Annotated in this window: 17 protein-coding genes; 13 read left to right on the top strand and 4 right to left on the bottom strand. The window is 67.4% G+C overall.

Translation table 11 applies throughout. The features are described 5' to 3' along the window. The first annotated feature begins 11 nt into the window (after positions 1-11). Positions 12-3,962 carry a DNA-directed RNA polymerase subunit beta' gene (locus A5696_RS09850; RefSeq protein ID WP_067877124.1) on the top strand — a complete coding sequence of 1,317 codons (3,951 nt, stop codon included), beginning with the start codon at positions 12-14 and terminating at the stop codon, positions 3,960-3,962. Between the two features lie 535 nt (positions 3,963-4,497). On the opposite strand, the gene A5696_RS09845 is transcribed toward A5696_RS09850, so the two are convergent. Both A5696_RS09845 and A5696_RS09840 read right to left on the bottom strand, forming a co-directional pair. Further along, positions 4,498-5,568 carry a hypothetical protein gene (locus tag A5696_RS09845; RefSeq protein WP_067877121.1) on the bottom strand — a complete coding sequence of 357 codons (1,071 nt, stop codon included), beginning with the start codon at positions 5,566-5,568 and terminating at the stop codon, positions 4,498-4,500. A 2-nt stretch (positions 5,569-5,570) separates the two neighbouring features. Further along, on the bottom strand, positions 5,571-5,867 hold the full coding sequence (locus tag A5696_RS09840) for a hypothetical protein (protein WP_067877395.1): 297 nt from the start codon (positions 5,865-5,867) through the stop codon (positions 5,571-5,573). Between the two features lie 192 nt (positions 5,868-6,059). On the opposite strand from A5696_RS09840, the gene A5696_RS09835 reads away from it, so the two are divergent. The 6 genes from A5696_RS09835 to A5696_RS09810 are packed head-to-tail and all read left to right on the top strand — an operon-like array spanning position 6,060 to position 11,781. Next, positions 6,060-6,815, top strand: coding sequence for a deoxyribonuclease IV (locus A5696_RS09835; protein WP_067877118.1), 756 nt, complete (start codon positions 6,060-6,062; stop codon positions 6,813-6,815). 10 nt (positions 6,816-6,825) lie between these two features. Then, on the top strand, positions 6,826-7,662 hold the full coding sequence (locus A5696_RS09830) for a PHB depolymerase family esterase (RefSeq protein ID WP_067877115.1): 837 nt from the start codon (positions 6,826-6,828) through the stop codon (positions 7,660-7,662). Positions 7,663-7,709: 47 nt separating this feature from the next. Next, positions 7,710-9,347, top strand: coding sequence for an acyl-CoA dehydrogenase family protein (locus A5696_RS09825; RefSeq protein WP_067877112.1), 1,638 nt, complete (start codon positions 7,710-7,712; stop codon positions 9,345-9,347). Between the two features lie 8 nt (positions 9,348-9,355). Then, positions 9,356-10,294, top strand: coding sequence for a crotonase/enoyl-CoA hydratase family protein (locus tag A5696_RS09820; protein ID WP_067877109.1), 939 nt, complete (start codon positions 9,356-9,358; stop codon positions 10,292-10,294). A 3-nt stretch (positions 10,295-10,297) separates the two neighbouring features. Then, positions 10,298-11,017, top strand: coding sequence for a PaaX family transcriptional regulator C-terminal domain-containing protein (locus A5696_RS09815; protein ID WP_067877106.1), 720 nt, complete (start codon positions 10,298-10,300; stop codon positions 11,015-11,017). Further along, positions 11,014-11,781, top strand: coding sequence for a crotonase/enoyl-CoA hydratase family protein (locus tag A5696_RS09810; RefSeq protein WP_067877103.1), 768 nt, complete (start codon positions 11,014-11,016; stop codon positions 11,779-11,781). The genes A5696_RS09815 and A5696_RS09810 overlap by 4 nt, the downstream gene beginning before the upstream one ends. On the opposite strand, the gene A5696_RS09805 is transcribed toward A5696_RS09810, so the two are convergent. Together A5696_RS09805 and A5696_RS09800 are read right to left on the bottom strand one after the other, a co-directional pair. Beyond that, positions 11,778-12,260, bottom strand: a complete 483-nt coding sequence (locus tag A5696_RS09805) for a DUF3060 domain-containing protein (protein ID WP_067877100.1) — start codon at positions 12,258-12,260, stop codon at positions 11,778-11,780. The genes A5696_RS09810 and A5696_RS09805 overlap by 4 nt on opposite strands. 28 nt (positions 12,261-12,288) lie before the next feature. After that, the gene (locus A5696_RS09800; RefSeq protein ID WP_067877097.1) at positions 12,289-12,654 is read right to left on the bottom strand and encodes a DUF3060 domain-containing protein; all 366 of its coding nucleotides are present in this window, start codon (positions 12,652-12,654) and stop codon (positions 12,289-12,291) included. Positions 12,655-12,805: 151 nt separating this feature from the next. Here A5696_RS09800 and A5696_RS09795 point away from each other — a divergent pair, with 151 nt between their 5' ends. The 6 genes from A5696_RS09795 to A5696_RS09770 form a co-directional block, all read left to right on the top strand. Next, positions 12,806-13,450 carry a TetR/AcrR family transcriptional regulator gene (locus A5696_RS09795; RefSeq protein WP_067877094.1) on the top strand — a complete coding sequence of 215 codons (645 nt, stop codon included), beginning with the start codon at positions 12,806-12,808 and terminating at the stop codon, positions 13,448-13,450. A 257-nt stretch (positions 13,451-13,707) separates the two neighbouring features. Next, complete coding sequence (gene rpsL / locus A5696_RS09790; RefSeq protein WP_007167812.1) at positions 13,708-14,082, top strand: 30S ribosomal protein S12; 375 nt, start codon at positions 13,708-13,710, stop codon at positions 14,080-14,082. After that, a complete protein-coding gene (gene rpsG, locus A5696_RS09785; protein ID WP_067012878.1) occupies positions 14,082-14,552 on the top strand; it encodes a 30S ribosomal protein S7 in 471 nt (156 codons plus the stop codon). The genes rpsL and rpsG overlap by 1 nt, the downstream gene beginning before the upstream one ends. 69 nt (positions 14,553-14,621) lie before the next feature. Continuing rightward, entirely contained in the window at positions 14,622-16,727 is a 2,106-nt protein-coding gene (fusA, locus tag A5696_RS09780; protein ID WP_067877091.1) for an elongation factor G, read from the top strand. 97 nt (positions 16,728-16,824) lie between these two features. Next, complete coding sequence (tuf, locus tag A5696_RS09775) at positions 16,825-18,015, top strand: elongation factor Tu (protein ID WP_067877088.1); 1,191 nt, start codon at positions 16,825-16,827, stop codon at positions 18,013-18,015. 181 nt (positions 18,016-18,196) lie between these two features. Continuing rightward, a partial coding sequence (locus tag A5696_RS09770) for a PE family protein (protein WP_156738321.1) occupies positions 18,197-18,601 on the top strand: 405 nt, incomplete at its 3' end.

Genomic DNA, 18,601 nt, shown 5'->3' with positions numbered 1-18,601 from the left:
AAGGGAGTTACGTGCTCGACGTCAACTTCTTCGATGAACTCCGTATCGGCCTGGCCACCGCGGAGGACATCCGGCAATGGTCTTACGGCGAGGTCAAGAAGCCGGAGACGATCAACTACCGCACGCTGAAGCCGGAGAAGGACGGCCTGTTCTGCGAGAAGATCTTCGGACCGACTCGCGACTGGGAGTGCTACTGCGGCAAGTACAAGCGCGTCCGCTTCAAGGGCATCATCTGTGAGCGCTGCGGCGTCGAGGTGACCCGCGCCAAGGTGCGCCGCGAGCGGATGGGCCACATCGAGCTCGCCGCCCCCGTCACGCACATCTGGTACTTCAAGGGCGTGCCGAGCCGGCTGGGGTACCTGCTCGACCTGGCCCCGAAGGATCTCGAGAAGATCATCTACTTCGCGGCGTACGTGATCACCTCGGTCGACGACGAGATGCGGCACAACGAGCTGTCCACGCTCGAGGCCGAGATGATGGTGGAGCGCAAGGGTGTTGAGGACCAGCGCGACGCGGAGCTGGAGGCCCGGGCCCAGAAGCTGGAGGCCGACCTGGCCGAGCTGGAGGCCGAGGGCGCGAAAGCCGATGCGCGGCGCAAGGTTCGCGACGGCGGCGAGCGGGAGATGCGCCAGATCCGCGACCGCGCCCAGCGCGAGCTGGACCGGCTGGAGGACATCTGGAGCACCTTCACCAAGCTGGCTCCCAAGCAGCTGATCGTCGACGAGAACCTCTACCGCGAGCTCGTCGACCGCTACGGCGAGTACTTCACCGGCGCCATGGGTGCGGAGTCGATCCAGAAGCTGATCGAGAACTTCGACATCGACGCCGAGGCCGACTCGCTGCGTGAGGTGATCCGAAGTGGCAAGGGGCAGAAGAAGCTTCGCGCGCTCAAGCGGCTGAAGGTGGTCGCCGCCTTCCAGCAGTCGGGCAACTCCCCGATGGGCATGGTGCTCGACGCGGTCCCGGTGATCCCGCCGGAGTTGCGCCCGATGGTCCAGCTCGACGGCGGCCGGTTCGCCACGAGTGACCTCAACGACCTGTACCGCCGCGTGATCAACCGCAACAACCGCCTCAAGAGGCTGATCGACCTCGGCGCGCCCGAGATCATCGTCAACAACGAGAAGCGGATGCTGCAGGAGTCGGTGGACGCGCTGTTCGACAACGGCCGCCGCGGCCGCCCGGTCACCGGGCCGGGCAACCGCCCGCTGAAGTCGCTGTCCGATCTGCTCAAGGGCAAGCAGGGCCGGTTCCGCCAGAACCTGCTCGGCAAGCGCGTCGACTACTCCGGCCGTTCGGTCATCGTGGTCGGCCCGCAGCTCAAGCTGCACCAGTGCGGCCTGCCCAAGCTGATGGCGCTGGAGCTGTTCAAGCCGTTCGTGATGAAGCGGCTCGTCGACCTCAACCACGCGCAGAACATCAAGAGCGCCAAGCGGATGGTCGAGCGCCAGCGTCCCCAGGTGTGGGACGTGCTGGAGGAGGTGATCGCCGAGCACCCGGTGCTGCTGAACCGCGCGCCCACCCTGCACCGGCTGGGCATCCAGGCCTTCGAGCCGATGCTGGTGGAGGGCAAGGCGATTCAGCTGCACCCGCTCGTGTGTGAGGCCTTCAACGCCGACTTCGACGGCGATCAGATGGCCGTGCACCTGCCGCTCTCCGCCGAGGCGCAGGCCGAGGCCCGCATTCTGATGCTGTCGTCGAACAACATCCTGTCGCCGGCATCCGGCCGTCCGTTGGCCATGCCGCGACTGGACATGGTCACCGGGCTGTACTACCTGACCACCGAGGTCCCTGGCGACAAGGGCGAATACTCGCCGGCCGCCAAGGACACCCCGGAGGTCGGCGTGTACTCCTCGCCGGCCGAGGCGATCATGGCGTCCGACCGCGGGGTGCTCTCGGTGCGCGCCAAGATCAAGGTGCGGCTGACGCAGCTGCGTCCGCCGGCCGAGATCGAGGCCGAGCTGTTCGGCGCCAACGGCTGGCAGCAGGGCGACGCCTGGATGGCCGAGACCACGCTGGGCCGGGTGCTGTTCAACGAGCTGCTGCCGGTGGGCTACCCGTTCGTGAACAAGCAGATGCACAAGAAGGTCCAGGCCGCCATCATCAACGACCTGGCCGAGCGCTACCCGATGATCGTGGTCGCGCAGACCGTCGACAAGCTGAAGGACGCCGGCTTCTACTGGGCGACCCGCAGTGGTGTCACGGTCTCGATGGCCGACGTGTTGGTTCCGCCGCGCAAGAAGGAGATCCTCGACCACTACGAGGAGCGCGCCGACAAGGTCGAAAAACAGTTCCAGCGTGGCGCTTTGAACCACGACGAGCGCAACGAGGCGCTGGTGGAGATCTGGAAGGAAGCCACCGACGAGGTGGGTCAGGCGCTCCGCGAGCACTACCCCGCCGACAACCCGATCATCACGATCGTCGACTCGGGCGCCACGGGTAACTTCACCCAGACCCGGACGCTGGCCGGCATGAAGGGTCTGGTGACCAACCCGAAGGGTGAGTTCATCCCGCGTCCGGTCAAGTCGTCGTTCCGCGAGGGCCTGACGGTGCTGGAGTACTTCATCAACACCCACGGCGCCCGGAAGGGCTTGGCGGACACGGCATTGCGCACCGCCGACTCGGGCTACCTGACCCGTCGTCTGGTGGACGTGAGCCAGGACGTCATCGTGCGCGAGCACGACTGCGAGACCGAGCGCGGCATCGTCGTCGAGCTGGCCGAGCGCCAGCCGGACGGCACGCTGATCCGCGACCCGTACATCGAAACCTCGGCGTACGCGCGGACTTTGGGCACCGACGCGGTCGACGAGGCCGGCAACGTCGTCGTCGCGCGCGGCGAGGACCTGGGCGACCCGGAGATCGACGCCCTGCTGGCGGCGGGCATCACGTCGGTCAAGGTGCGCTCGGTGCTGACCTGCACTACCGGCACGGGTGTCTGCGCGACCTGCTACGGCCGCTCGATGGCCACCGGCAAGCTGGTCGACATCGGCGAGGCCGTCGGCATCGTGGCGGCCCAGTCCATCGGTGAGCCCGGCACGCAGCTGACGATGCGTACCTTCCACCAGGGTGGTGTCGGTGAGGACATCACCGGCGGTCTGCCCCGGGTGCAGGAGCTGTTCGAGGCCCGCGTCCCGCGCGGCAAGGCCCCGATCGCCGACGTCACCGGTCGCGTCCGCCTCGAGGACGGTGAGCGCTTCTACAAGATCACCATCGTCCCCGACGACGGTGGCGAGGAGGTTGTCTACGACAAGCTGTCCAAGCGGCAGCGGCTGCGGGTGTTCAAGCACGAGGACGGCTCCGAGCGGGTGCTGTCCGACGGCGACCACGTCGAGGTGGGCCAACAGCTGATGGAGGGCTCGGCCGACCCGCACGAGGTGCTGCGCGTGCAGGGCCCGCGCGAGGTGCAGATCCACCTGGTCCGCGAGGTCCAGGAGGTGTACCGGGCGCAGGGTGTGTCGATCCACGACAAGCACATCGAGGTGATCGTTCGCCAGATGCTGCGCCGCGTCACCATCATCGACTCGGGCTCGACGGAGTTCCTGCCCGGCTCGCTGATCGACCGCGCGGAGTTCGAGGCGGAAAACCGCCGGGTGGTCGCCGAAAGCGGCGAGCCCGCCGCCGGCCGTCCGGTGCTGATGGGTATCACGAAGGCGTCGCTGGCCACCGACTCGTGGCTTTCTGCGGCGTCGTTCCAGGAGACCACGCGAGTGCTGACCGATGCGGCGATCAACTGCCGCAGCGACAAGCTCAACGGTCTGAAGGAGAACGTGATCATCGGAAAGCTGATCCCGGCCGGTACCGGCATCAACCGGTACCGCAACATCCAGGTGCAGCCCACCGAGGAGGCCCGCGCCGCGGCGTACACGATCCCGTCCTACGAGGATCACTACTACAGCCCGGACTTCGGCCAGGCGACTGGCGCCGCGGTCCCGCTGGACGACTACGGCTACAGCGACTACCGGTAGTCAATCGAGAAAGAGCCCCGGGTTTCGCCCGGGGCTTTTTCGTTCGCGCCCCAGGGCTCAGTGCCGGTTGCCGTACAGGCGAGGCTCGTCGATCACAGGCCGATCTCGAGCTCGGTCGTGCTTCGCCGATGACGTTCGTGTCGGCTGCGTATACCGGTACGTCTCGGGAATATCTGACGGGTGCTCGGGGAGACTGTCGCGCGGGAAGCCGAACCACCAAATGGTGTCGGGCTCGCCTGGCCGGCGAAGAGATGAGGAGGGTTGATTCTCCTCAAAGTCAACCAGGTAGTAGTAAAGCACCGCCTCGTCCAGGTCCGGCCACGGGCCGGGGTCGATGATCGAGTCTCTGGTGTCGCGAACGAGTCCCCAAGTTCTGTCCGATGGCGGTGCGGTGTACACCAAATACATCATCGGTCCATCTGTCCAAGCATGGGAAACAAGAAACGGCTCGTGTCCTGCGCAGTTCTGACGGTGGATGTGGCGCAACAGATTTCGCAATACATCTACCGCGAACTCGCGTTGGGCGTCGGTAGCTTCAGTTGATGGGCACATTTTTATTCACCCATGGCGGGCACAGTGTCCAGCCCGGTTCCACTTCGACCACTCCACTTCCGCCCGCGACGGGATACATCGAGATAACGCCTTTCTGACCCCCGTCGGGGATGCCGCCGCGCCCTTCGTTGATATTTGCCACGATCCTCATCGTCACCTGTTCGCCAGTATCCTCGCAGTCGGTGAGTCCCAACGGCCCTTGTGTGCAGTGGACGCGGTTGATCGGAACCTCATAAACGAGAGTGCCATCATCATTGCTGATCGGCCGACTATGTGAGATCAGATCTTTGAACACGTTGGGGTTGACCACATGATGCCTCCAATAAGCCTTGTCCCACCCAAACCCCTGTTGCGTGCGCTCGTCGTAGTAGCCGCGCCGAAGCACAACATAGTTGCCATCTAGGTCCGTAGCCTGGGCGATCACGTCGTTGATCGGGTATGGCGGAGGCGATGGGTCTTGTTTGAAAGTGTGGTTGTCGACGGTTTGTATCATCGGTTTCAGCGACGGCGTGTCGGAGGCGCGGCTTTGCGGCGGGAAGGTTTCCCGAATTCCGGCCATGGCTGCGGCGACTTTGCCGGCGACCTGTTGATCGAGCGCGACCAGTTGAGCGGCACGCTGGCGGATGTCTGCGGCGAGGGTTTGCGCCTGAGCTTGCCGCGCGGCGCGCTGCGCGGCCGATCCGCCAGTGGAGCGGTCGGTCACCGACATGTCTTCACCCACATCGAATCCCGCCGTATTCGCGTCTTCGATCGCGTAGCGCACCCGCGATCGCGCCGCGTAGAGATCTGAGGCGCCGCTGCGGGCCACCTTGGCCGCCGTTTGCAACTGGTCGGCGGCTGCGCTGGTCGTCAGCATGTCGGCATGCGTCGCGGTACGCAGCGCCTCGGCGCCCTCGCCGTGCCAATCCGTCGATAGCGCGTCGCGCCACACCTGACTGGCCACCGCGTAGCTGCGCCCGGCCACCGCTTCCCAGTGCTCGGCGGCCTCGGTGAGATGCTCCGTGGGCCAGGCCGCCAGCTCCGAGAGGCCGGCAATTCCCGCAACCGATGCCATGGCTACGCGGAGGTGAAGGGAGCCATCATTGCCGTCATCGCGTGCGTGGCATCGGCTTCGTTGGCCAGGTAGGCGGCGTCGGCATCGCCGACTCGGGTGGCGTGGCCGCCGACCCGGATGGCCAGCCCTGCAGTGAACGCCGCGACGTCGGCACGGGCGGCTGCTACCGCCGCGGCGCTGGCTTGACAGGACAAGCCGACCCCGGCAGGAGCCACGGTGGCCGTAAGTTCGCCCGCGGCGGCGGCCCACCGGTCGGACATCGCCTGCACAGCGCCGGTATCCACCCGCACGAGCTGCATGAGAAAAAAGTCTATTCGCTCAGGCATACAGCGAAAGTCAGCCAGGTATCGCGGCACATCCGTCGCATCAGCACCACGCGGGCCCACCACTCGATCCGCGAATGCGATAGCGCCGGTGCTACCGCTTTTGAAAGTCACCTATCGGTGCGTGGGCGGTCCATGGCGTCGCCACTCCTCACTAGACTGGCCACCGTGCTCATCGGTTCGCACGTCCACAGCGACGATCCCCTGGCCGCCGCGCAGGCCGACGGCGCCGACGCGGTGCAGTTCTTCCTCGGCAACCCGCAGAGCTGGAAGAAGCCCAAGCCGCGCGACGACGCCGACGCGCTGAAGGCGTCGACGATCCCGCTGTACGTCCACGCGCCCTACCTCATCAACGTGGCGTCGGCCAACAACCGCATCCGCATCCCGTCGCGCAAGATCCTGCAGGACACCTGCGACGCGGCGTCGGAGATCAACGCGACAGCGGTGATCGTGCACGGCGGCCACGCCGACGACAACGACATGGAGGCCGGCTTCGAGCGGTGGGTCAAGGCGCTGGACTACCTCGAAACCGACGTGGCGGTCTATCTGGAGAACACCGCCGGCGGCGACCACGCGATGGCCCGCTACTTCGACACCATCGGCAGGCTGTGGGATCGCATCGGCGACAAGGGCATCGGCTTCTGCCTGGACACCTGCCACGCGTGGGCCGCGGGCGAGGAGCTGATCGACGCGGTCGACCGGATCAAGGCGCTGACGGGCCGCATCGACCTGGTGCACTGCAACGACTCGCGGGACGCGGCGGGCTCGGGCGCCGACCGGCACGCCAACTTCGGCACCGGACAGATCGATCCCGAGCTGCTGGCCGCGGTCGTCGAGGCCGCCGACGCGCCCGTCATCTGCGAAACCGCTGACGAGGGCCGCAAGGACGACATCGCGTTCCTGCGGGAAAAGACCGGCGGCTGACCCGCGGCCCATGCTCGGTCGGCTGGCGACGCTGTTCGGGGTGGTTCTCCTGGCCGCGGGTTGCTCGCCGTGGCCCGAGCCGCCGTCGGGCTTCGTCAACGGGACCAGCCTGCACCACCTCAGTGTCGGCGGGCGGGATCGCACCTATCGGCTGTACAAGCCCCCGGCAGCGTCCACGCCGGCCCCACTGGTGGTGGTTCTGCACGGCTATTCCGGCAGCGCCAGGCAGGCCGAAAGGGATTACCACTGGGACGGTTTGGCCGATTCGGGCAAGTTCATCGTCGCCTATCCCGACGGCCTGGGCCGGGCCTGGAACGTCGACGGGGAAACCTGCTGCGGCCGGCCGGGACGTGAGGGCGTCGACGACGTCGGGTTCATCAGCGCCGCCGTGGCCGACGTCGCCAAGAACCTCGGCATCGACCCCGCCAAGGTGTATGCCACCGGCATGAGCAACGGCGCCATCATGTCCTTCACGCTGGCGTGCGCCACCGACATCTTCGCGGCGATCGGCCCGGTCGCCGGGACGCAGCTGAACGCGTGCGGCGCCCCGCGTCCGACGTCGGTCATCCACGTTCACGGCACCACCGACCGCCTCGTTCCGTACAACGGCGGGCAGGGCTTCAGCGTCATCAACGGTCCGTCGGTACCGGAGGTGAATGCGTTCTGGCGCAACGTCGATCGATGCGGCGCCCCGACGGCCACCACCAGCGGCCCGGTCACAACATCGACGGCCGGATGTGCCGACGGCCGCGGCGTCGTGCTCGTCACCGTCGACGGGGGCGGTCACGAGTGGCCGCCTTTCGCGACCCAGACGCTGTGGCAATTCTTCGCGGCCCACCCAGGCTGAGCATTACAGGTCTTGTGCGGCTGTCGCAAAAATGTAACATGGGGTGCATGCCGGAGACCCACGTCGTCACCAACCAGGTTCCCCCGCTGGAAAACCACAACCCAGCGACGTCCGTTGTGCTCGTCGAGGCCCTGATCCGCGAGGGCGGGCAGTGGGGCGTCGAAGAGGTGACCGAGCTCGGGGCGCTTGCGGGCACCCGCGAAGCTCAGCTTTGGGGCGAGCTGGCCGATCGCAATCGGCCCGTGCTGCACACCCACGACCAATACGGGCACCGCGTCGACGAGGTGGAGTACGACCCGGCCTACCACGAGCTGATGCGCGCGGCGATCGCGCACGGCGTCCACGCCGCCCCATGGGCCGACGAGCGGCCGGGGGCCCACGTGGTGCGCGCCGCCAAGATGTCGGTCTGGAACGTCGAGCCCGGCCACACCTGCCCCATCTCGATGACGTATGCCGTAGTCCCGGCGCTGCGCCACAACCCCGAACTCGCCGCGGTGTACGAGCCGTTGTTGACCAGTCGGGTGTACGACCCCGAGCTCAAGCCGGCCACCACGAAGGCGGGCATCACCGCGGGCATGTCGATGACCGAGAAGCAGGGCGGCTCTGACGTGCGCGCCGGCACCACGCAGGCGATCCCCATTGGCCCCAACGGTGACGGCAGCTACAGCCTGACCGGCCACAAATGGTTCACCTCGGCGCCGATGTGCGACATCTTCCTGGTGCTGGCGCAGGCCCCGGGCGGGCTGTCGTGCTTCTTGTTGCCGCGGGTGCTGCCCGACGGCACCCGCAACCGAATGTTTTTGCAGCGCCTCAAGGACAAGCTCGGCAACCACGCCAACGCCTCCAGCGAGGTCGAGTACGAGGGCGCCGTCGCGTGGCTGGTGGGCGAGGAGGGCCGCGGCGTCCCGACGATCATCGAGATGGTCAACCTCACCCGGCTGGACTGCACGCTGGGCAGCGCGACCAGCATGCGCACCGGCCTGACCCGCGCCATCCACCACGCCCAGCATCGAAAGGCGTTCGGCGCCTACCTGATCGACCAGCCGCTGATGCGCAACGTACTGGCGGACCTGGCCGTGGAGGCCGAGGCGGCCACGATCGTGGCGATGCGGATGGCCGGCGCCACCGACAGGGCGATCCGGGGTGATGCGAGCGAGGCACTGCTGCGCCGGATCGGCCTGGCGGCCAGCAAGTACTGGGTGTGCAAGCGCGCGACCCCGCACGCCGCCGAGGCGCTGGAATGCCTGGGCGGCAACGGATATGTCGAGGATTCCGGGATGCCGCGCCTCTACCGCGAGGCGCCGCTGATGGGCATCTGGGAGGGCTCGGGCAACGTCGGCGCGCTGGATACGTTGCGCGCCATGGCGACTCGCCCCGAATGCATCGAGGTGCTGTTCGCCGAATTGGCGGACGGCGCCGGACAGGACCCGCGGCTGGGCGGCCACGTCGATCGGCTGCGACAGGACCTGGGCGAGCTGGACACGATCCAATACCGGGCCCGCAAGGTCGCCGAGGACATCTGCCTCGCGCTGCAGGGCTCGCTGCTGGTGCGCCACGGACACCCCGCCGTGGCCGAGGCGTTCCTGGCCACCCGGCTCGACGGCCGGTGGGGCGGGGCGTTCGGCACCATGCCCACCGGCCTGGACCTGGCGCCGATTCTGGAGCGAAGCCTGGTAAAGGGCTGAGCCGCAACATGACTCACGCCATCAGGCCGGTCGACTTCGACAACCTGAAGACGATGACCTACGAGGTCACCGATCGGGTTGCGCGCATCACCTTCAACCGGCCCGAGAAGGGCAACGCGATCGTCGCGGACACGCCGCTGGAGCTCTCGGCGCTGGTCGAGCGCGCCGACCTCGATCCCGCCGTGCACGTCATCCTGGTGTCGGGCCGGGGTGAGGGTTTCTGCGCGGGGTTCGACCTGAGCGCCTACGCCGATCGCACCGGCTCGGCCGGGGGGACCGGCGCGTATCAGGGCACGGTGCTGGATGGCAAGGCCCAGGCGGTCAACCATCTGCCGAACCAGCCGTGGGACCCGATGATCGACTACCAGATGATGAGCCGCTTCGTGCGCGGCTTCTCCAGCCTGATGCACGCCGACAAGCCGACGGTGGTCAAGATTCACGGTTACTGCGTGGCCGGCGGCACCGACATCGCGCTGCACGCCGACCAGGTGATCGCGGCCGCCGACGCCAAGATCGGCTACCCGCCCACGCGGGTATGGGGAGTGCCGGCGGCCGGCCTGTGGGCGCACCGGCTCGGTGATCAGCGCGCCAAACGACTGCTGCTCACCGGCGATTGCATCACCGGTGCGCAGGCCGCGGAGTGGGGCCTCGCCGTCGAGGCGCCGGCTCCCGAGGACCTCGACGAGCGCACCGAGCGGCTCGTGGAGCGCATCGCGGCGGTGCCCGTCAACCAGCTGATCATGGTCAAGCTCGCGCTCAATTCCGCTCTGCTGCAACAGGGTGTCGCCACCAGCAGGATGGTCAGCACGGTGTTCGACGGCGTCGCCCGGCACACGCCCGAGGGGCACGCCTTCGTGGCCGACGCGGTCGAGCACGGCTTTCGGGAGGCGGTGCGGCATCGCGACGAGCCGTTCGGGGACCACGGCCGCAAAGCGTCGGGGGTATGAGCCATGCCGGACATGACGGCCCGGTCGGTGGTGCTCAGCGTGCTGCTCGGCGCCCACCCGGCATGCGCCACCGCCGGCGAATTGATCAGGCTCACAGCTGATTTCGGAATCAAGGAGTCGGCGCTTCGGGTGGCGCTGACTCGCATGGTCGGCGCGGGCGACCTGATCCGCTCCGCCGGCGGCTACCGGCTCTCAGATCGCTTGCTGGCCCGTCAGCGCCGGCAGGACGATGCCATCGACCCGCAGGTGCGGCGGTGGCGCGGGGAGTGGGTCGTGCTGATCGTGACCAGCGTGGGTGGTGACGCCCGTACCCGGGCGGCGCTGCGAACCGCCATGCACGACAAGCGCTTTGGCGAATTGCGCGAAGGAGTCTGGATGCGGCCCGACAACCTCGGCGTCGACCTGGGTGACGACGTGTCGAACAGAGGGCGCATCCTCACGGCTCGCGATCCGGCCCCCGCCGACCTGGCCGCCCAGCTGTGGGACCTGACCGCCTGGTCGCGTACCGGCCACCTCCTGCTCGACGAGATGGCCGCCGCCGCCGACGTTCCCGCCCGTTTCGTGGCAGCCGCGGCCACCGTGCGCCACCTGCTCACCGACCCGGTTCTGCCCGAGGAGCTGTTGCCGGCCGACTGGCCCGGCAAGCGGCTGCGCGCCGCGTACCACGACTTCGCCACCGAACTGCTCGAACGACGTGACCCGAACCTATTGGAGGTGACATGAGCGATCCAGTGCGCGTGGAGCGCAACGGCGCCGTGACCACGGTGATCCTCGACCGGCCGGGGGCGCGCAACGCCGTCAACGGCCCGACGGCGGCCGCGCTCTATGCGGCGTTCGAGGAATTCGACCGCGACGACAAGGCGTCGGTGGCCGTGCTGTGGGGCGACAACGGAACCTTTTGCGCCGGAGCCGATCTGAAGGCGTTCGGCACGCCCGACGCCAACGCCGTGCACCGGACGGGTCCCGGCCCGATGGGGCCGACGCGGATGGTGCTGTCCAAACCTGTGATCGCCGCGGTCAGCGGCTACGCCGTCGCCGGTGGCCTGGAGCTGGCCCTGTGGTGTGATCTGCGGGTTGCCGAGGAGGACGCCGTGTTCGGGGTGTTCTGCCGGCGCTGGGGCGTGCCGCTCATCGACGGCGGCACCGTGCGGCTGCCCAGGCTGATCGGGCAGAGCCGCGCGATGGACATGATCCTCACCGGCCGCGGCGTGCAAGCCGACGAGGCGCTGGCGATGGGCTTGGCCAACCGCGTCGTGCCCAAAGGCCAAGCCAGGCAAGCCGCCGAGGAACTGGCGGCCCAATTGGCCGCCCTGCCGCAGCAGTGCCTGCGGTCGGACCGACGCTCGGCGCTACACCAATGGGGGACGCCGGAACCCGAGGCCATCGACTTCGAATTCGCAAGCATCGCAAGGGTTGCCGCGGAAGCCGCGGAAGGGGCCGGGCGATTCGCCGCGGGCGCGGGCCGGCACGGAGCGCCGGCGAGTTAGCCCTTGCTGATGGTGTTGCTCGAGCCGAGGTTGTCGACCTTGGGATCGCCGTCTTTGTAGGTGACGGTGTTGTTCAGCCCGACCACGGTGATGCGCGTATTGACCTTGTCCAGGGTGATCTTGTTGCCGGCACCGCCGATGGTCACCGTCTCGCAGGTGCCGGTGATGGTCAGCGTGTTGTTCGAGCCGCCCACGTTCAGCGACTTGCCGCTGGCGCAATCGAGGGTGGCTGTGGTCCCCATCGACCCGTAGTTCAGCGTGTTGCCGATCTCGACCGACGCCGTGGTGCTCGCCCCGCTGGTGCTCGTCGGGCCCGCCGCGGCGCTCGTGCTCGTGCTGGTGCTCTTCGTCGTCGTCGCGGTGGAGCCCCCGGGCGGGTTGGCGGTGGAACTGCAGCCCGCCAGCACTAACGCCGCGGCCGCCGGCGCCCAGGCGAGCGCGGCCAGCCGGGACGGGCGGTCGGTGATGTGGTCACGCATTGATCCTCGATTCCCTCGGTTCGGTGCGTCAGCCCGGCACCTGCTGGAGCCGGTTGGTCATGCCCAGTTCGCGGCCGCGGTCCCACAGGATCGGGTCGCCGCCGTGAAAGAACACGGTCTCGTCGTAGCCGTACACGGTGATGTCGTGCGTGACCGAATCGGCGATCACGGTGTTGCCCGAGCCCATCACCGTCACCGCCCAGCAGTTGCCCTTCGCGTTGACGACGTTCGCCGTGCCGTTGACGATCAGCGTGGCATCGTTGCAGTCCAGCGTCTGCTCGAGGCCCTGCCCGGTGACGTGGGTGTCGCCGTTCTTGGCGTGCGCGGGCGGGAAGGGGGCGACGATGACGAGCGCGCAGGTGACCAGCGGCCCCGCGGCGGTTGTCCACTTCACTGCGAGCCCCCTTACGGCGTGCGGATCGGCCTGGAAAGAGATTACGTGCATCCGCCCAGTCGACGGCAGGGTTATCGGCTCACCGGTTTTGCGCCCATCGTCAACTAGAGTCATTAGTCAACCAACCCGGACCACTCGAAGGGCGATCGCCATGGCAGCTCCAGAACCGCCGCCGGCGGCGGGGCGCCAGCGCGCCGGGAAGTCGGGTTCGCGCCCGGCCAAGCTGAGCCGCGAGGGCATCGTCGACGGCGCCCTGACCTTCCTGGACCGCGAGGGCTGGGACTCGCTGACGATCAACGCGCTGGCCACCCAGCTCGGGACCAAGGGACCGTCCCTGTACAACCACGTGGACAGCCTGGAGGACCTGCGCCGCGCCGTGCGGATCCGCGTCATCGACGACATCATCACGATGCTGAACAGGGTCGGCGAGGGCCGCGCCCGGGACGACGCGGTGCTGGTGATGGCCGGCGCCTACCGCAGCTACGCCCATCACCACCCCGGTCGGTACTCGGCGTTCACCCGGATGCCGCTGGGCGGCGACGACCCCGAGTACGCGGCCGCCACCAGGGGCGCGGCCGCGCCCGTGATCTCCGTGCTGGCGTCCTACGGCCTGGGCGGCGAGGAGGCCTTCCACGCCGCGCTGGAATTCTGGTCCGCGCTGCACGGCTTCGTGCTGCTGGAGATGACCGGGGTCATGGACGACATCGACACCGACGCGCTCTTCTCCGACATGGTGTTGCGGCTGGCGACAGGTCTGGACAGGCGCACCGCGCAGCATCACCCTGCGCCGAACTAGTCTGCCGCCGCTTTGACCTGCGAGACCGGCGACGGGTATTGTGGTGGCTCGTGCCTGGCGGCTTACGGCGCCTGACGTAAGGAAGCGGATGCCGGGCTACTTCGCATGTCCCCGACGCACCGGATCGACGCCCGTGCCGAGCGCTTGCGACACACCCGGCCGCGGGGTACTGGAGTCATCCCGGGGCGGGGCAAAACTGCAGTACACAGACTTAACAGCTTGACCAGAACACGAACCTCAACACAGAAAGCCGGTAGATGCCAACCATTCAGCAGCTGGTCCGAAAGGGTCGCCGCGACAAGATCGCCAAGGTCAAGACCGCGGCCCTGAAGGGCAGCCCGCAGCGCCGTGGCGTATGCACCCGCGTGTACACCACCACCCCGAAGAAGCCGAACTCGGCGCTTCGGAAGGTCGCGCGCGTGAAGCTGACGAGCCAGGTCGAGGTCACCGCCTACATCCCGGGCGAGGGTCACAACCTGCAGGAGCACTCGATGGTGCTGGTGCGTGGGGGCCGGGTCAAGGACCTGCCGGGTGTCCGGTACAAGATCATCCGCGGTTCGCTCGACACCCAGGGGGTCAAGAACCGCAAGCAGGCTCGCAGCCGCTACGGCGCCAAGAAGGAGAAGAGCTGATGCCGCGCAAGGGGCCCGCACCCAAGCGTCCGCTGGTCAACGACCCGGTCTACGGGTCGCAGCTGGTGACCCAGCTGGTGAACAAGGTTCTGCTCAAAGGGAAGAAATCGCTCGCCGAGCGCATTGTTTATGGTGCGCTCGAGCAGGCCAGGGAAAAGACGGGCACCGACCCCGTGATCACGCTCAAGCGTGCTCTCGACAACGTCAAGCCCGCGCTGGAGGTCCGCAGCCGCCGCGTCGGTGGTGCGACCTACCAGGTGCCCGTCGAGGTGCGTCCGGACCGGTCCACCACGCTGGCGCTGCGCTGGCTTGTCAGCTTCTCCCGGCAGCGCCGCGAGAAGACCATGATCGAGCGGCTGGCAAACGAGCTCCTCGATGCCAGCAACGGCCTCGGGGCCTCCGTCAAGCGGCGTGAGGACACCCACAAGATGGCCGAGGCAAACCGCGCCTTCGCGCACTATCGCTGGTGAGCACGCCGGCATCGTCGCCGGCGTAAACACGACAGCAAACCGAGCAATCGAAAGAGTGGGAAGACTTCTGTGGCACAGAAGGACGTGCTGACCGACCTGACCAAGGTCCGCAACATCGGCATCATGGCGCACATCGACGCCGGCAAGACGACGACGACGGAGCGCATCCTCTACTACACCGGCATCAGCTACAAGATCGGTGAGGTCCATGACGGCGCCGCCACCATGGACTGGATGGAGCAGGAACAGGAGCGGGGTATCACCATCACCTCCGCGGCCACCACCTGCTTCTGGAACGACAACCAGATCAACATCATCGACACCCCCGGCCACGTCGACTTCACCGTCGAGGTGGAGCGCAGCCTGCGCGTGCTCGACGGCGCAGTGGCCGTGTTCGACGGCAAGGAGGGCGTCGAGCCGCAGTCCGAGCAGGTCTGGCGGCAGGCCGACAAATACGACGTCCCGCGGATCTGCTTCGTCAACAAGATGGACAAGATCGGTGCCGACTTCTACTTCTCGGTCCGCACCATGGAGGAGCGCCTCGGCGCCAACGTCATCCCGATTCAGTTGCCCGTCGGCTCCGAGGGTGACTTCGAGGGCGTCGTCGACCTGGTCGAGATGAAGGCCAAGGTGTGGAGCGCCGAGGCCAAGCTCGGCGAGAAGTACGACGTGGTCGACATTCCCGCCGACCTGCAGGAGAAGGCCGACGAGTACCGCACCAAGCTGCTCGAGGCCGTCGCCGAGACCGACGAGGCGCTGCTGGACAAGTACCTGGGCGGCGAGGAGCTCACCGTCGCGGAGATCAAGGGCGCCATCCGCAAGCTGACCATCAGCTCGGAGGCCTACCCGGTGCTGTGCGGCAGCGCGTTCAAGAACAAGGGCGTGCAGCCGATGCTGGACGCGGTCATCGACTACCTGCCCTCGCCGCTGGACGTGCCGCCGGCCATCGGCCACGCGCCGGGCAAGGAGGACGTCGAGGTCGTGCGCAAGCCGTCGACCGACGAGCCGTTCGCCGCCCTGGCGTTCAAGGTCGCCACGCACCCGTTCTTCGGCAAGCTGACCTACGTCCGGGTGTACTCGGGCAAGGTCGACTCCGGCAGCCAGGTCATCAACTCCACCAAGGGCAAGAAGGAGCGGCTGGGCAAGCTGTTCCAGATGCACTCCAACAAGGAGAACCCGGTGGACACGGCGTCGGCGGGTCACATCTACGCGGTGATCGGCCTGAAGGACACCACCACCGGCGACACCCTGTGCGACCCGAACGACCAGGTCGTCCTCGAATCGATGACCTTCCCCGACCCGGTCATCGAGGTGGCCATCGAGCCCAAGACCAAGAGCGACCAGGAGAAGCTGAGCCTGTCGATCCAGAAGCTCGCCGAGGAGGACCCGACGTTCAAGGTGCACCTGGACCAGGAGACCGGCCAGACCGTGATCGGCGGGATGGGCGAGCTGCACCTGGACATCCTGGTGGACCGCATGCGTCGCGAGTTCAAGGTCGAGGCCAACGTCGGCAAGCCGCAGGTGGCCTACAAGGAGACCATCAGGCGGATCGCGCAGAACGTGGAGTTCACCCACAAGAAGCAGACGGGTGGCTCGGGTCAGTTCGCGAAGGTGATCATCAACCTCGAGCCGTTCACCGGCGAAGACGGTGCGACCTACGAGTTCGAGAACAAGGTCACCGGTGGCCGCATCCCGCGGGAATACATCCCGTCGGTGGACGCCGGTGCGCAGGACGCGATGCAGTACGGCGTGCTGGCGGGTTACCCGCTGGTGAACCTCAAAGTCACCCTGCTCGACGGCGCCTTCCACGAGGTCGACTCCTCGGAGATGGCGTTCAAGATCGCCGGTTCGCAGGTGCTGAAAAAGGCTGCCGCGCAAGCACAACCGGTGATCCTGGAACCGATCATGGCCGTCGAGGTCACCACGCCCGAGGATTACATGGGCGACGTGATCGGCGACCTGAACTCCCGCCGTGGCCAGATTCAGGCCATGGAGGAGCGGAGCGGTGCACGCGTGGTCAAGGCGCACGTGCCGCTGTCGGAGATGTTCGGCTACGTCGGCGACCTGCGGTCCAAGACTCAAGGCCGGGCGAACTACTCCATGGTGTTCGACTCGTACGCCGAAGTGCCGGCGAACGTGTCGAAGGAGATCATCGCTAAGGCGACGGGCCAGTGAGGATCTGGTCGGAGTAACCTTGCCGGGTCACTAACCGCGGCACAACTAAAAACATCAACACTGCTTAACAAGCACCAACAAGTCGGAGGACACAACAGTGGCGAAGGCGAAGTTCCAGCGGACCAAGCCCCACGTCAACATCGGGACCATCGGTCACGTTGACCACGGCAAGACCACCCTGACCGCGGCTATCACCAAGGTCCTGCATGACAAGTTTCCGGACCTGAACGAGTCCAAGGCGTTCGACCAGATCGACAACGCCCCCGAGGAGCGTCAGCGCGGTATCACCATCAACATCGCGCACGTCGAGTACCAGACCGACAAGCGGCACTACGCCCACGTCGACGCGCCCGGTCACGCGGACTACATCAAGAACATGATCACCGGCGCCGCCCAGATGGACGGCGCGATCCTGGTGGTCGCCGCGACCGACGGCCCGATGCCGCAGACGCGCGAACACGTGCTGCTGGCCCGCCAGGTCGGCGTGCCCTACATCCTGGTCGCCCTGAACAAGGCCGACGCCGTCGACGACGAGGAGCTGCTCGAGCTCGTCGAGATGGAGGTCCGCGAGCTGCTGGCCGCCCAGGAGTTCGACGAGGACGCCCCGGTGGTGCGGGTCTCGGCGCTGAAGGCGCTCGAGGGCGACGCCAAGTGGGTCGAGTCCGTCGAGGAGCTGATGAACGCCGTCGACGAGTCGATCCCGGACCCGGTCCGCGAGACCGACAAGCCGTTCCTGATGCCCGTTGAGGACGTCTTCACGATCACCGGCCGTGGCACCGTGGTCACCGGTCGTGTGGAGCGCGGCGTGATCAACGTCAACGAGGAAGTCGAGATCGTCGGCATCCGCCCGTCCACCACCAAGACCACCGTCACCGGTGTGGAGATGTTCCGCAAGCTGCTCGACCAGGGGCAGGCCGGCGACAACGTCGGGCTGCTGCTGCGCGGCATCAAGCGTGAGGATGTCGAGCGCGGCCAGGTCGTCACCAAGCCGGGCACCACGACGCCGCACACCGAGTTCGAGGGCCAGGTCTACATCCTCTCCAAGGACGAGGGCGGCCGGCACACGCCGTTCTTCAACAACTACCGCCCGCAGTTCTACTTCCGCACCACGGACGTGACCGGTGTGGTGACGCTGCCGGAGGGCACCGAGATGGTGATGCCGGGTGACAACACCAACATCACGGTGAAGCTGATCCAGCCGGTGGCCATGGACGAGGGCCTGCGGTTCGCCATCCGCGAGGGTGGCCGCACCGTCGGCGCCGGCCGGGTCGTCAAGATCATCAAGTAGGTCTGGTTCGATACGAAGCCCGGGCTGCCGATGGGCCGCCCGGGCTTCGTGCATTCCCGGTCCGCGCAATTGGCGAAACCCGGCGGGGACCGCGAAGGTTACGATAGATTTACGGCTATTGCGTCCGTGTCTAATGACCGGACGATCGCTTTGTCACTCGTGGCCCGCCCGGGAGGTTGGGATGTCGTTCGTGTTCGCGACGCCGGAGTACCTGGCCGCGGCGGCGTCCGACCTGGCGAATATCGGCTCGTCGCTCAGCTCGGCCAACGCGGCGGCGTTGGGCCCGACGTCGGGGGTGCTGGCCGCGGGCGCCGATGAGGTGTCGGCCACCATCGCGAGCCTGTTCGGCGCGCACGCCCAGGTCTACCAGGCGCTCAGCGCCCAGGCCGCGTTTTTCCATCAGCAGTTTGTCGAGCTCATGAGCGGCGGCGCGGCGCAATACGCCCTCACCGAGGCCACTAACGCATCCCCGCTGCAGACGGTGGAGCAGGCGGCGCTGGGCGCGGTCGGCGCGCCGGGCCAGGCGTCGGCGGCGGCCGTCCCGACCGGCAACGCGGTCAGCCTCGCACCGGCGATGCCGCCGGGC

Origin of the sequence: Mycobacterium sp. E2699 (assembly GCF_001666745.1) — a bacterium.
Classification (GTDB): Bacteria; Actinomycetota; Actinomycetes; order Mycobacteriales; family Mycobacteriaceae; genus Mycobacterium.
Note: the sequence above shows the minus strand (reverse complement) of the source record. Positions and strands in the feature narration are given on the sequence as shown.

Bases quoted from the DNA above. Each gene is read 5' to 3' on its own strand.
- A5696_RS09845 (WP_067877121.1), bottom strand. From the start codon at position 5,568: ATGGCATCGGTTGCGGGAATTGCCGGCCTCTCGGAGCTGGCGGCCTGG.
- A5696_RS09840 (WP_067877395.1), bottom strand. From the start codon at position 5,867: ATGCAGCTCGTGCGGGTGGATACCGGCGCTGTGCAGGCGATGTCCGAC.
- A5696_RS09830 (WP_067877115.1), top strand. From the start codon at position 6,826: ATGCTCGGTCGGCTGGCGACGCTGTTCGGGGTGGTTCTCCTGGCCGCG.
- A5696_RS09825 (WP_067877112.1), top strand. From the start codon at position 7,710: ATGCCGGAGACCCACGTCGTCACCAACCAGGTTCCCCCGCTGGAAAAC.
- A5696_RS09820 (WP_067877109.1), top strand. From the start codon at position 9,356: ATGACTCACGCCATCAGGCCGGTCGACTTCGACAACCTGAAGACGATG.
- A5696_RS09815 (WP_067877106.1), top strand. From the start codon at position 10,298: ATGCCGGACATGACGGCCCGGTCGGTGGTGCTCAGCGTGCTGCTCGGC.
- A5696_RS09810 (WP_067877103.1), top strand. From the start codon at position 11,014: ATGAGCGATCCAGTGCGCGTGGAGCGCAACGGCGCCGTGACCACGGTG.
- A5696_RS09805 (WP_067877100.1), bottom strand. From the start codon at position 12,260: ATGCGTGACCACATCACCGACCGCCCGTCCCGGCTGGCCGCGCTCGCC.
- A5696_RS09795 (WP_067877094.1), top strand. From the start codon at position 12,806: ATGGCAGCTCCAGAACCGCCGCCGGCGGCGGGGCGCCAGCGCGCCGGG.
- rpsL (WP_007167812.1), top strand. From the start codon at position 13,708: ATGCCAACCATTCAGCAGCTGGTCCGAAAGGGTCGCCGCGACAAGATC.
- rpsG (WP_067012878.1), top strand. From the start codon at position 14,082: ATGCCGCGCAAGGGGCCCGCACCCAAGCGTCCGCTGGTCAACGACCCG.